A 13,758-nucleotide genomic window follows, 5' to 3' on the forward strand; every position below is an offset into this window, starting at 1 on the left:
CTATCCTGCTTAAAAGTATGATGGAAGGAGATGAAAAGTAAGCCATTAGAGGGTTATACTATGGTCATGACCCCTCCAAATAATTCTAACCGGTTTTACCGTTTTTCGTTCCCGGCGCTAACCCTATTCTGCGCGGCCTTGACTTGCCTGGTTTTAAGCGCCTGCGGGAAGGATGCCCGGGCCGGCGGGCCGGTGACGGTGTTTTCCGGGACGGCGGCGTCTGCGGGGCGGATCCCGGCGGAGTTGGCGGAGTACCGTATCGCCTATTACGAGGCGATTGCGGCGGCGGAGACCGAGGGTTCAGGCGGGCTTATTCAGGAGAGTGATGAGCCCTTTACGATTGTGGATTATGGTCCTCGGGGGGATTTACCCAGCGAGATAAAAAAACCTTCTATATATGTGGTGTTTTCCCAGCCCGTGGTTCCCCTTTCCCGATTGGGGGCGCCTATTCGGGATGGGAAGGCGTTTTTTACGGTAGAACCGGCTATGGAAGGGGTGTACCGGTGGTATGGGTCCCGGCTGCTGGCCTTTGAACCGGATGCGGAAAGTCTGCCCCAGCGGCGCTATACCGTAACGATTTCGGACCGGCTGCAATCCCTGGGGGGGAAGCGGCTTACCGGGGAACGGTCCTTCAGCTTTGAAACCGAACGGCTTTCCCTGCTGACCTGGAGTTTGGGGACCGGAGAGCAGTATGTGTTCCCCTGGGATGTGGGACCCGAGGACGGGGGGCTTATCAACCTGATCTTTTCCTACCCCGTCAATCTAACAGAAATTATGAAGTGGATTGAGATCCGCGGGGCGGGAAGGACCTGGCCCTTTACGGTTTCCCGGCCCGAAATCATCAAGGACTGGGGGTTTCTGCGGGGACGTTCTGCGGCGGCGCCGGAGCAGGGGGTACGGCTTTCCCTGCGGGAGCGGCTTCCCCCGGACACGGATGTGGAGATCCGTATTCTGGCAGGGGCCCGGTCGGAAGCGGACTGGCTGGGGTCGAAGGAAGAGCAGCGGGAAAGCTTCCATACCCTGCGGCCCTTTAGGTTTGGGCGGTATTCGGTGAGGACCGATTCTAATCCCCGCACCCAGGAGGGGGATACGATCCCCATTTCCCTTGATTTTACCCATGGGATCGATCCTGAGGGAGTGGAGAACTATTTTTCCATCGATGGGATTGGGGCGCTTAAGAAGGAAAATATCCATGTCTATGGGGATAGGGTGATACTGAACCGGCTTCCCCTGGAATATCAGCACGAATACACGGTACGGATAGCGGCGGAACTCAAGGATCTGTGGGGCAGGCAGTTGGGGCAAGCCCAGGTGATTCAGGTAAAGGTTGGAGACGCCAATAGCTACGTGTACATCCGCAATACCGGATCCAAGATGTTGGAGGCGGGATTTCCCCCGATGATCGTCTGGGAAGCCCAGAATCCGGTCTCTTTAAAGCGGCGTCTTTCCGCAGCCCGGGGACCCTATGATCGTGCGGACCCCCCCGTGGAGGATGTGGATCCCGATCTGCTCCCCCGGAATTCCAAGCGGTACTTTATGGAAGACCTCAGTCCCTTCCTGGGGAGCGGCGGTAAGGGGAGCGCCGCCCTGAGCTGGGATTACGCAACCCGGTCCTCCTGGGAAGCGGGGCGGGTGTACCGGAACTCCGCCTGGCTTTCCGTACAGGTTACGGACCTGGGCGTTACCACCCGGTACGGGTATAACCGGGCGCTGGTCTGGGTGACTAGGCTTTCCACCGGGGAGCCCGTAGCGGGGGCCAGGGTGGAGCTGCTCGAGGGAACCGGGTTACAGGCTGAGGGCAGAACCAATACCGAGGGGCTTGCGGTTTTCAGTTTTTCCGATGGGGAGTTTGTCCGCCGCTTTAGCCCACCGGAAACTTCGTCAAGTTTGAGGGAAAGCGCCGGAAAGGGGCTGCGTATCCGGGTTGTCGAGAACGGCGGCGCCCAGGCCGGTGGGGATGAGCTTGAGTTTGTCCCCAACGACAGCCATAATCTTTGGCGCTTTGGGGTAGATTCTGTGACGAGCCCCTTTAGGGCGGAGGAGCAGCTGCCGATGATTTTCCTCTTCACCGACCGGGGCTTATACCGTCCCGGGGAGACCCTGACTTTCCGGGGTATAGACCGCAGCCTTACCCGGGGCCAATACCAGCCCTACCAGGGCAAGTATAGCGTAGAAATTCTTTTGCCGGCCGGCGGCAATCGGACCCTGGCGGTTCTTGATGGGGTAAGTACCGGTACCGGAGGAAGTTCGGGTATCTTCGAGCTGCCTGCGGAACTGGAGCCGGGGCAATATGTACTCCGCTATACCCGTCTTTCCAAGGAGGATCCGGGGGTAAAGACCCTCAGTTTCCAGGTGGCGAATTTTGAGCGCCTCCGGGTAGAGGGGTCGGTGAGTTTTCCGGATCTGCCCTTCTACCAGGGTGAAACCCTTACGGGGAAACTTTCCGCTTCCTACTTGGCGGGGGGCGCCTTGACCGGAGCCCCCTATTCCTTTTACTGGACCCGGGAACCTGCGGCCTTCAATCCCGGCGGGAACTGGCAATATTGGCATTTTGGCCCTGAAAATAACGATGGGCGTTCTTTTTTGAGCCGGGGGGAAGGGAATTTAGGCCCCCAGGGGAGCGCCGATATCAGTTTGGTACCCCAGGGGGACGGTGTTGAGGGCGCGGTCTACCGGTATCGGCTGGAAGGGTCGGTGCAGGACGCGGGGCGGCAGGAAATTGCCAGCAGAAACGCCGTAACGGTGCACCCCGCATCGTTTTACATCGCCGCCCGGCTGGATACCGGGACCATGCGGGCGGTCAATTTGGCAGAATCGAAGAATTCCGCCTATTTCCTCGCCGCGGGAAGTCCCGCCACGGTGAGTTGGGCCCTGGTGAATGCCCAGGGTGAAAGCTATCGGTTTCCCGAAAACGGGAAGGGGGAGCTCGCCGTTCAGTTTGTGCGTCACGAATGGAAGCAGTCCCGGCAGGCGGGAATAGGCGGCCGGGTGAACCTGCTCTGGGAGCGGGTTGAAACGGTGGTTGAGGAAAGGACGGTGCGCCTGACAACTGCGACCAGCGGTGTGCTGAACTTTACCCCGGACCAGGGCGGTCAGTGGGAACTTCGGCTGCGGAGCCGGGATGCCCGGGACCGGCCCGTGGTCACCCGGCTGAGTTTTTATGTCAGCGGGGCAGGGTGGGTACGCTGGGGTTCGGCAGATGCGGACGCCATCACCCTGAGGACGGACAAACAGATCTACGCCCCCGGGGAAACAGCAAAACTGTTGGTCCAGTCGCCCCTGCCAAAGGGAAAGTATCTGCTCACCCTGGAACGGGAGGGTATCTTCTCTGAAAAGATCATCGACCTTGATGGTTCCGCGCGGACCATCGACATTCCTATAGAAGAATCATACGTACCCATTGTGTATGCGGCTATTTCGTCCTATACGATCCGTTCCGGGGCTGGGGAGAATAGTTACTATGAGCCGGATCTGGACAAGCCTAAGGGGATTTTCGGACTCGCTGCCATTTATGTGGATAACGCAAGCCGTCATTATCAGATTGAGATTCAACCCGGCCAGGGTGTATACGGTCCCGGAGATGACGCCGATGTGCGGCTCCGGGTGACCCTTGGCGGCAAGCCCGTTTCGGGGGTGGAACTGAGTTTTATGGCGGTAGACCGGGGGGTGGTGGATCTCATCAATTACCATGTCCCGGACCCGCTTGCGTTTTTCTACGACCCCAATAATTTTCCTCTGGGGGTGCGGGGGGCGGACAGCCGGTCCCTGCTTATCGATCCCGTAACCTATGCCCTTTCGGATCTCCAGGGAGGTGACGCTGAGGACGAATCCAAACTTGAAGAGCGTAAGGACTTCCGGCCCACCGCAGTTTTCGAACCCTACCTGCTCACCGGTCCCGATGGAACAGTGATGGTGCGTTTCAGCCTCCCGGATTCACTGACCACTTACCGCTGTACCGCAGTAGCGGTGGGGCAGGAGGCCGGGTTTGCCGCCTTCGGTATACAGGAGCGGGACCTTAGGGTGAGCGCCCCCATGACGGCCCTCATCGCCGCTCCCCGGAAGCTGCGCTGGCGTGATACCGCTCAGGTCTCTCTGATCCTGACGAATCTTGAAAACACCGCGGCGGAAGCCAAGGTTAGCTTGGAAATTGAGGACCTGTCGAAGGATACTCCGGTACTTGTGGTGGACGGTACGACGGAGCGGACCTTGAATGTGCAGCCCGGCGAATCCCTTGAGGCGCCCTTCCGGGTGGCGGCGGTTGGTTCCGGGAGAGCCCGGCTTATCTTTACCCTCCGTTCTCCGAAGGTGAACGAGCGGATCATCCGGGAAATTGATATAGACCGGCCCAGGGTTTACGAAACAGTAACGGTGATGGGGAATTTGGGTGAAGCTCCCTTTATCGAGGAAGGTGTGGTGATAGGCGGAGAAACAGGAACACTGTCTGTTTCCCTGGCCGCTTCCCGGCTGGCCATGCTCAAGGATGCTGTGGGTTACCTTCTGGACTACCCCTATGGCTGCCTTGAACAGCGTACTGCCCGGCTCCTTCCCCTGATTGCCTTTGGGGATAGTCTTGCCGCTCTTCAGCTTGACAGCCCCGTGACGGATGTCAGAAAAACTATCGAGGATGAATTGGCGCTCCTCGCGAAGAACAAGCTGTCCGACGGATCCTATCCCTATTGGCCGGGGAACAGCCGGGGGGACTATTTTGTCACCCTTCGTGTGGGGCATATCGCGGCGCTGGCCAAAGAGAAGGGCTATGCGGTTCCCGGCGGCATTGATATCCCCAGGCTCCTTACCTTTTTGAGTTCCTCCGAATCCGCCCGGTACCATCTAACCCGGGATCCCTTTCTCCAGGGTTACAGCCTCTGGGTCAGGGCCATGCTGGGAGAGAGGGTAGGGAGCGAGCTGCGGACCTACCTGAACCGGGGGGACGAGCTGGGTATAAGCGGCATGAGTTTCGCCGGGCTTACCGCTCTGGCACTGGACATGAAGGATCTGGCGACTACCGCCCGGGACCGGGTCAGGCGTTACATCCGTCCCCAGACCCGTTCCCTGGACATTACGGATACTGCGGAGTCCCGGATAGCCAGGAGCTACTGGAACCGGGAAACCGATAAGTATGCCCTGGCGCTGATGCTCTACCAGTCCCTGAATCCCAAGGATGATATGACCACCCGGCTTGCCAACGCGTTGATCGACAAGCAGCGGCGGGGGCAGGGCAGAGCCGGCTGGTCCGATACGGCCGCAAGCTTCTGGGCTGTCCTTGCCTTCGGGTGGATCAGCGATACTGAGGCCCTGGATGCCGCCCCCCGGACTGCGGGGGAAACTTCGTTGCAAAATGCGCGGGTTTCCCTGGGAGGACATGCTCTGTTTAGCGCAGATTTTGAACCAAAGGGCGGGGTTCCGGTTTCCCGCATCTTTAGTTTTACTGAACCGCCCCTGGCGGGACTTGAGCGGAATACTCTGTTCCCCCTGCGTATTGAGCGGGAGGCCGCTGCCCCGAACGCCGAATCAGCGCGGGGAACTTCGTTGCAAGTAGTAGCCCGGCTCTATTATACCGCAAGCCTCCGCTACGGCATCCCCGCGGAACTGGCGGGTGTGCGGGACGAGGGGCTCGGGGTATTTGTGGAAACCCTGGACGCCGATGGCCGTCCGGTGACCGACGGCAGGCTTACTGCGGGGAAGGTCTACACCAGGCGGGTGGTGATTTCAAGCCCCCGGGCCCGTTCCTATGTGGCGGTACGGGTCCCGGTCCCCTCGGGCGCGGAAATTGTGGACGCCTCTTTTGTCAGCAGTGGAACTATCCCTCCGGACAACGACACTAAGCCTGAGCGGGACTACTGGACACCCTATGAGCAGCCGCCCCTGCAATTTATCTTTGATGATGAGGTTCGGTTCCACTGGGATCAATTTCCCCAGGGGAAAAAAGAAGCGGTCTTCCGTTTCCGGGCGGTCATGCCCGGGGTGTATCCCACCCCGCCTGCGGAGGCGGAGTGTATGTACGAGGGTGAGGTTTTCGGCCGCGCTCCCGGGGAACTAATCGTGATACGGTGAAAATGAAGGGCCTTGTTTCAGTAGTATTGCTGTCTATAGTAGTATTACTGTTTTTAATATTATTTTTTTCACCCTACCCGGAGCTGAAGGCCTACCGGTCCCGATCGTACGGCTTGGTGATCAACGACAGAAACGGCGTTACCCTCCGGGTCGTTCCGGCGGATGATGGGGTAAAGCGTGAGTGGGCAAGCCTGGGGGATATTCCCGCCGGAGCGCTCCGGGTATTTATCCGTGCCGAGGACCGTCGTTTTTATTTTCATCCCGGCGTTGACCCAATCGCCGTTGCAGGGAGCGCCCTGCGGAACCTGCGGGCGGGCCGGATCGTTTCCGGCGGGTCCACCATCACCATGCAGCTCGCCCGGCTGATCCGGCCCAGGGGTCCGGGCCTGGGGGGAAAGGCTGCCGAAGCCTGGGACGCCCTTCGCCTTGAAGCCCGGCTTTCAAAGAAGGCCATTCTGGAACTCTGGCTTAACGGTATCCCCTTTGGCAGTAATATTGAGGGCCTCCCCGCCATGGCCCGGAACCGGTTTGGGCAGCCCGTTACCCAGCTTGACGACACCAGGGCTGCACTTCTTGCGGCGGTACCCCGACGGCCCGGTTTGTACGACCCTGCGCTAAACCCCGAAGCGGCGGTCCGGGCGGCACTGTTTCTGTCGCGCCGCCTTAAACTGGGGCTGGATCAGGCGGTTCTGGAAGCCGTCGCCCGGGAAGCTTCCCCCGATGCCGATGAATACCGGAGTCCCTTCTCCGCACCCCACTTTACCGAACGGCTTGCATCGGATTTGAGATCCGGCGGTAATAGTACTATTCATTCCGTACGCAGTACCCTTGACCTGGATCTGCAATCCTATGCGGAAGAATTGCTGCAAAACGAATTGGCCATGCTCACCAAAAACCGGGTCAGTAACGGCGCCATACTGGCAATTGATAACGAGACCGGGGCAGTCCGCGTTTATGTCGGTTCCCGTTCGTGGTTTGACGAGGGGAGTTCCGGTAAAATAGACGGGGTCCGGGTATTGAATCAACCCGGTTCCTGCCTTAAACCGTTTCTCTACGCCATGGCATTGGATACCGGGTTCAGTCCCGCAGAAATACTGCCGGATATCCCTCAGGTATTTGGCGGCAGTGAAGCCTATATACCCTCCAATTTTAATCGCCGCTTTAACGGCCCGGTACGGCTGCGGGTCGCCCTGGCATCGTCCCTCAATATTCCGGCGGTATATATCCTGGAGCGGCTTGGGGTACGGTCCTTCGAGGAATTTCTGGTCAGCCTTGGTTTCGATTCTGTGGCCGCCGCTATGGGTTCCCACGGAACCGGCCTTGCCCTGGGCAATGCCGAGGTCAGCCTTGAGGAGTTGGTCCGGGGCTTCGCGGTGTTTCCCCGCCGAGGCATCCCTGTGGAACTGCAATTTATTGAAGACAACCATGGTAACAGTAATACTACGCAGGTCATGTCCCCCTATGCAGCCTGGGTCATCTCGGACATACTCTCCGACCGGGGGAGCCGCTTTGTCGCCTTTGGTCCGGCGCCGGTGCTGTCTACATCCTTTCCTTCAATGTTTAAAACCGGGACGGCGAATCAGTTTCAGCATATCTGGGCTTTAGGGGCATCGGCGCGTTTTACCGTGGGGGTGTGGATGGGAAATTTTTCCGGGGAGACCGTGGTGGGCCGTACCGGAAGCTCCATCCCTGCCCGGATCGCAGCGGAACTGTTGGCTGCCCTGGAACAATCCTCCATCGCCGCTTACACCACAGGGGGCGGTTCCGGGGAATCCGTAGGGGGTCCTATCCTGGCAGAGGCGGGGGAAATAGAAATCTGCGCCCTTGCCGGCATGGCCGCGACTCCCTACTGTACCGGGACACTCCGGGAGTGGATCCGCATTAAAGAAACGGCAGGGAACAGCCGGAGAACGCAAAAACCCTGTTCCTGGCACCAAGCGGGAGAATTGGTGTACCCCCCGGAGTATCAAGCCTGGCTTACCGAACGCTTTCGGGCGGGAAATACCGGACAACGTGGGACCGCAGGATACATCCGCCTCCCGGCGCCGGGCTCGGTGTTCTACATTGACCCATATCTGCCAGAGGATGCGCAGGCCCTGCGGGTAGAAACCGTGGGCTTCAGCCTCAACGGTGTTGTGTATGTTGACGATACGCTCCAGGGAAGTCTGAATACCGCGGGGGTTTTCGCACTGACCCTGCAACGGGGGCAGCACCGGCTTGTGGTGGAGGATGAAAGCGGCGGGAGTGCGGCGGTGGATTTTGAGGTGCGGTAGCAGGATACCCGGTGAAGCCATGCGCTGACTGGGTCTCCGAAAGCACACAAATGGTAAGGGGGCCTGTCCGGAAGGAAACGTATGGGGCCTCCCAAAGGGTCCCTCCATACATTTCCTTCCGGACACCCCACTCCGTACTATGTGTAAGTGTGCTTCCGTGCCTCGTGGGCGCATGGCTTCACCGGGCCGGTTCGCCGAATGAAGTTTCCGATTAAGCTCCAAGCGGTATGCATTGTTATGCGAAATAGGCCCCCTATGGCACCCCCCCTATTACATATGCAAAGCCTTCTGTGGATAGTAACAAAAAAAGCCCCAGTTGGTCAGACGATCACCTATGCCTGATAAAATAGAAAGAAGATTGAACAGGACATTAAAATCGTCTATGAAAAAAATGCGATGGAGACAGCTGCTATACGCAACAGACCCCACCGCATTTTTGTTACTGTTCAAAAACAGTGCCTGGCGCCACTGCGCCTTTCCACCCTTTGTCCTCTGGACTACTAGTTGTTTGGTAGGGTGCTCCAGTTTGTCATATCGTTAAGATCAATAGTCGCCGAACCCTTAGAAAAAGCAACGCCAGTTTTAAACATAATATAATTTATATACTCTAATACTACAAGGTAGGTCCCTGTATCTTTCCAACGTTGATCCCAATCAGGGGTATACAAAGGGAACGGTGATAAAGAGCTCCCCTCGGTTGTTGCCACACGGGTATCAAATCCAGTTGCAGCGGCATACTCTTTTCTGGTAGTTATAGTTCCGTCTCCCGTGTCAGGATAAACATATATATAACCCTTTTCATCTGAAGGGAAATTGGTCACGGTCACACTACCGCCACCGCCACCACTGCCTGCGCCGTCCCCGCACGCCGAAAGCACAAGGCCGAATACCAGCGCCATTGCCATTCCCACAAGAACAAAACCCGTCTTTTTCATTTTTACTCTCCTAAGGTATTTATTTGCGTATAAGGTCCGCCGACATTATTATTTTTACATTTCGAAAAATATTTGTCGTGAGTTTGACTACTCATATTTACAAGGTTTTTTTGGGTGTTTTGTAGGTGGTTACGCACAGTTTGGGGAAATAAGGCGTGAATTCTCCGGCAATATGTACGGTTTCTATTCTATATCTTCTGCAAATCCGAGCGTGAAGCGATGCCGGTTTTGTAGTAAATGCGGGAAAGGAGGTTTTCTACGGTACGGGGGCTTATACCCAGGGCGGCGGCGATACGTTTGTTATTCTGGCCCTCCCTTACGTGCTTGAGTATTTCCGCTTCCCGGCGGGTAAGGAGTGTTTGTGTTTTCGCAGCATTTTTCAACTTGGGTTCCACCGCTTTGTCTATGGAAACTTTGCCCTGCAGCACCGCTTGGAGGGCGGTTTCGAGTTCTTCCTCGCTCCGGTATTTGCAGACATAGCCCCGGACACCGAAGCCCAGGGCAGCATTGGCATGGGCGTAGTCGTCAAACTGGGTGTACACAACTATCGGGGGCGTTTTACCAAACCGTTCCCGCAGCCAGGGGATAATATCAAGACCCATGGCGTCTTCCGTTGCGCCGTCGTGAAGGCTTAGTTGGATGTCCAGGAGCAGGATGTCCGGAAGCGCCGCCAGTTCTGAAAACAGTTCCCTAGCCTCGGTAAGATCCCCAACGATGCCTAACACCTGCCAGCGCCCGGTTCCGGCAAACCATGCGGCCAGTCCTTTACGCATGACCGGGTGATCCTCAATTATAATGATGCTGTTCATGCGTCCCTCCATGGGGGGACTTTAAGACACACCATAAGGCCGCCGCCTTCTACGCTGATAAAGTCGATTTGCGCCCCCAGGATTGCCGCCCGCTGACGCATGGTCCGCATACCAAAGCCGTCTCCCGCTCCTTCGGTTTGTTGCCCGCTTCTGCTGCGCGGGGAACTGCGTTGCAAGTTGCGCGGGGAACTACGTTGCAAGTTGCGCGGGGAACTGCGTTGCAAGTTGCGCAGACCTGGTCTGCTTTGCAGACCTTTGCCGTCATCAGAAATACTGAACAGCAAGGGCCGCCCCTTGCCAAAAACCCCTACGGGTTCCCGAGCGCCTTGCCGGGCGACCAGTACGGCTTGTTTTGCCTGGGAATGTTTGGCGATGTTGTTGAGCGCTTCTTGGGCGATACGGTAGAGGTGCAGCCGGTGTTCGCCGTTCAATCCGCTGAAGTCCAGGCTTTCTTCTATTTCGACGATACATTCAATTCCGGTACGTTTAACAAAGGTGTCGCATAAAGAAATGAGAGAATCCTTCAGACTGAAGCGGCCAAGATCCGGCGGTATAAGCCGGCTGCAAATTTCCCGGATACGGGCGGCAGCGGGGGTATCCCGCAGATCCGGCAGTACCGTATCGTGGAGTTCTGCGGCAATGCGCCGCCGCTCGGTTTCCTGGGCTTCCAGCGCCAAGGAGGAAAAAGCAGCACTTTGGGATTCCCGTTCCCGGGCCTTTCGCATTGCAAGATAGATATAACCGAGAAAGACCATTAGTAAGCTGATAAAAAACACCAGAAGCCACAACAAACGGAAATATGAATCAAACTCCGAGGGTAATAGGGCGCTTTCGGCTGGCATGGCTTTATAATAATACAAAACTGGACAAAAGGGCAATAAAGGTTTTTAATACGTCTATGCAGTCTGTTTCAGGCCATAGAACGAAAAATCCGCTTGTTTTGCTTTTTGTATCTATTGCAGGGGCCCTGCTTAATATGCTGATCCAGTATTTTTCACGGGGTCGGCTGGGTATTCCCCTGTTTCTGGACACGGTGCTGACCATGACCGTCACGTTCTACGGCGGGGTGTTCTGGGGCGCCTTAACCGGTACCCTGACCAATCTGATTGAGCAAAGCATCTTTTTTTACGGCTGGCTCCCCTATCTGTACGCCTTCTGTAATATAGCGGTGGCCCTGGTTACTGCCCTCTTTATCCGCTGGTTTCCCCAGGAGCTGGGTATTAATTCTAGCGCTGGAAATTCGGAAAAACCACTTTCCAACAACCAAGGGAAAAGCCTCTGGCTCCAGGATCTGATGGGAAGGGCCATTGTGCTTGTCCTTTTATCTTTTGCCCTATGCCTGGTTATAAGCGTTCTTGGGGGCTTTTTTGCGGTAATTATTGAGCATTTTAATTCATCATTGATTGCTGATCCCGTATCCCCTGAACTGAATTTCAGACTCGCCCTGGTACGAAGACATCTGCCCGCCATTATTGTGTCCATAGGCTCGCGTATTCCGATGAACCTGCTTGACCGGATGATTTCGTCTTTTACCGGGTATGGGCTGGCGGTGTTACTGGCCTGGGGAGGCAGGAGTCTGGGGAAGCGAGCTACATAGCTTTCAACCCGCGGATATCCTCGATGATAGTTTCACTGCTGGACAATAGGGAGGCGGATTCTTCTTTGACCTTGAGGATCAGGCTGTTGATTTCGTTCAGGGACTGGATAACTTGATTCCCCCCGCTGCTATGCACCTCCATGGCGTTATTGATGTGTAGTTCCTCGTTCTTGACGGTGTTGATAAGGCTTACCATGGTGTCAAATTGCTGTTCCGCCTGACCGGAGGATTCTTTGGAACTGTCGATCAGGGCCTTGATATTTTTAAGGCTCCCGGCGATTTCCGCCGCCTGCTTGTTGGAATTGTCGGCGAGCTTGCGGATTTCCGAGGCGACCACCGAAAAGCCCTTGCCCACCGCTTCCCCGGCGTGGGCCGCTTCAATGGCGGCGTTCATCCCCAGGATGCTGGTCTGCTCCGCAATGTCCCCGATGACGCTGCAGGCTTCGATAAGCGCGTCGGATTGGGCGGAGACATCATCTATCAGTTCCGCGATGCGGTGCAGCCGGTTCTTCCCTTCCGAGGATGACTCGTTGAGCAGTAAAACTGTCCGGGCGTTCTGTTCCAGGGTTTGATGGATGGAACGGGTATTTTCCACCATCTGCTCTATGGCGGTGGATGAGGAAAGAACATGGTTCGCCGTTTCGCCGATATTGAGCGAAAGGGAACTGATGCCCCCCAGGTTTTTATTCATCTCCCCCAGGGTATGATCGTAGACCGTGTTGAGTTTCTGTTTGACCGACTCTTCATTCCGGAGGGTTTTTTCAATCTCCACATAGTGCCGGCAATTTTCCATCTTGTTCAGGCCGTTGATAATGGCAACCGCCATCTGCTCGCAGTTCCGGTACCCGCAGGCGCCGCAGTTGAGGATATCGCTGCTGCTGGTTTTGTGCATCCTGGTAAAGACCGCCTGGATTTGCTGCTCCGAAGGGTCGATAACCATCTCCTTGAATATCGCCGACCGATCGATATATGAACGGCTGTACAGGCCATCCTCCCAGTATTTGTCCAGCAGCTTTTCCAGTTTGTTCCGGGCGAAGAGTTTCTGAAAAATATTTTTTGGCTGATATTTTTTCCGGGTCTCCATCTGCCGCTGCTCTATCAGGTATTCCACATCGTCCAGGTGTTTCCCCCGGTTCCCCGTACCGGGCCCGCCGTTACAGCCCATGGCGCAGTTAAGGCAGTCGATGAGCTTGAATACCGGGCCGTTGGATTTCCTGATAGCCTCCGAAAGGTAGGCCATGTAATGGTAGACCTCGGGGGACCCTTCGATCTTCCGGGTTTTGCTGTTGATATCCTTGTCGTAACGCTGAACCGTCCGCATGAGCCCCCCGGGGGATGAGAACAGCACCGCCCGTTCCGCCGGGGGATTATCGTAATCCTCCGCCTTATAATTGGCGATAGTATCTTTCTTGCTATCCATCCAGTTTTGGATGGAATTGAAGGTAACGTTGTAGTCCCCGATTCCGCAGGCAGCGAATTCCCGCCGCTTGGAATAGCAGGGGGATATGGCCGCGATCTTACAGTCCGAGTATTGGGGATAATATTTCTTGATAGCCTTCATCATGTGCATCATGGGGCTGTCTGCCGGAGCCAGGTAGGGGATGAGCTCGGGGCGGTACATTTCGATGAAGGAAACCAGGGTGGGGCAGGGCTGGGAAATAACCGTGAGGGGATTTTTCTTTTTCATGTAGTCCAGGTAGGACTTAACCGTCAGTTCCGCCCCGAAACTTACGTCAAAAACTGCCTTTGCCCCCAAAGATTTCAGGAGCCCGTTCAGTTCCAGGTATTTACCCTCAAAACTGGCCGCCGCAGCGGGGGCCACAATAACGACGATTTTGACGCCCTTTTTAAGATCCGCCATAAATTCATCAAAGTCATCGATCCCTATCCGCGCCCCGTGGGAGCAGACGGTGATACATTCCCCGCAGCCGATGCAGAGGTCGCTGTGGTGGTCCACAATGGCCCCGGACCCGTTGTTACACATCTTTACCGGGCACACCATGATACAACGATGGCAGTTGATACATTTATCTTCCAGAACTTTGATAATCGGCCGCATGGTGACGTTTTCCATAAATCCCCGCAAATTT

At 56.3% G+C, this 13,758-nt stretch carries 7 protein-coding genes; 3 read left to right on the top strand and 4 right to left on the bottom strand.

The genetic code is table 11. The features are described from left to right. Positions 1-66 precede the first annotated feature (66 nt). Both TPRIMZ1_RS0108335 and pbpC read left to right on the top strand, forming a co-directional pair. Positions 67-6,054, top strand: coding sequence for an MG2 domain-containing protein (locus tag TPRIMZ1_RS0108335; protein WP_100217035.1), 5,988 nt, complete (start codon positions 67-69; stop codon positions 6,052-6,054). Between the two features lie 2 nt (positions 6,055-6,056). After that, positions 6,057-8,327 (top strand): penicillin-binding protein 1C, encoded by a 2,271-nt coding sequence (pbpC, locus tag TPRIMZ1_RS0108340; protein ID WP_010257718.1) that lies wholly within the window; start codon positions 6,057-6,059, stop codon positions 8,325-8,327. A gap of 500 nt (positions 8,328-8,827) precedes the next feature. Here the strand turns inward: pbpC and TPRIMZ1_RS0108345 are convergent, their stop codons facing one another. The 3 genes from TPRIMZ1_RS0108345 to TPRIMZ1_RS0108355 form a co-directional block, all read right to left on the bottom strand. After that, the gene (locus TPRIMZ1_RS0108345; protein WP_010257722.1) at positions 8,828-9,262 is read right to left on the bottom strand and encodes a hypothetical protein; all 435 of its coding nucleotides are present in this window, start codon (positions 9,260-9,262) and stop codon (positions 8,828-8,830) included. A 188-nt stretch (positions 9,263-9,450) separates the two neighbouring features. After that, complete coding sequence (locus tag TPRIMZ1_RS0108350) at positions 9,451-10,071, bottom strand: response regulator (RefSeq protein WP_010257725.1); 621 nt, start codon at positions 10,069-10,071, stop codon at positions 9,451-9,453. After that, on the bottom strand, positions 10,068-10,913 hold the full coding sequence (locus TPRIMZ1_RS0108355; protein WP_081503643.1) for a sensor histidine kinase: 846 nt from the start codon (positions 10,911-10,913) through the stop codon (positions 10,068-10,070). Before TPRIMZ1_RS0108355 ends, TPRIMZ1_RS0108350 begins: the two co-directional genes overlap by 4 nt. Before the next feature lie 134 nt (positions 10,914-11,047). On the opposite strand from TPRIMZ1_RS0108355, the gene TPRIMZ1_RS0108360 reads away from it, so the two are divergent. Continuing rightward, positions 11,048-11,668: a hypothetical protein gene (locus TPRIMZ1_RS0108360; RefSeq protein WP_232616778.1), complete on the top strand. Its 621-nt coding sequence runs from the start codon at positions 11,048-11,050 to the stop codon at positions 11,666-11,668. On the opposite strand, the gene TPRIMZ1_RS0108365 is transcribed toward TPRIMZ1_RS0108360, so the two are convergent. Further along, on the bottom strand, positions 11,661-13,742 hold the full coding sequence (locus TPRIMZ1_RS0108365) for a [Fe-Fe] hydrogenase large subunit C-terminal domain-containing protein (RefSeq protein ID WP_010257734.1): 2,082 nt from the start codon (positions 13,740-13,742) through the stop codon (positions 11,661-11,663). The genes TPRIMZ1_RS0108360 and TPRIMZ1_RS0108365 overlap by 8 nt on opposite strands. Positions 13,743-13,758: the final 16 nt, after the last annotated feature.

Source organism: Treponema primitia ZAS-1, from assembly GCF_000297095.1.
Taxonomy (GTDB): Bacteria; Spirochaetota; Spirochaetia; order Treponematales; family Breznakiellaceae; genus Termitinema; species Termitinema primitia_A.

Bases quoted from the DNA above. Each gene is read 5' to 3' on its own strand.
- TPRIMZ1_RS0108345 (WP_010257722.1), bottom strand. From the start codon at position 9,262: ATGAAAAAGACGGGTTTTGTTCTTGTGGGAATGGCAATGGCGCTGGTA.
- TPRIMZ1_RS0108360 (WP_232616778.1), top strand. From the start codon at position 11,048: ATGCTGATCCAGTATTTTTCACGGGGTCGGCTGGGTATTCCCCTGTTT.
- TPRIMZ1_RS0108335 (WP_100217035.1), top strand. From the start codon at position 67: ATGACCCCTCCAAATAATTCTAACCGGTTTTACCGTTTTTCGTTCCCG.
- TPRIMZ1_RS0108350 (WP_010257725.1), bottom strand. From the start codon at position 10,071: ATGAACAGCATCATTATAATTGAGGATCACCCGGTCATGCGTAAAGGA.
- TPRIMZ1_RS0108355 (WP_081503643.1), bottom strand. From the start codon at position 10,913: ATGCCAGCCGAAAGCGCCCTATTACCCTCGGAGTTTGATTCATATTTC.
- TPRIMZ1_RS0108365 (WP_010257734.1), bottom strand. From the start codon at position 13,742: ATGGAAAACGTCACCATGCGGCCGATTATCAAAGTTCTGGAAGATAAA.
- pbpC (WP_010257718.1), top strand. From the start codon at position 6,057: ATGAAGGGCCTTGTTTCAGTAGTATTGCTGTCTATAGTAGTATTACTG.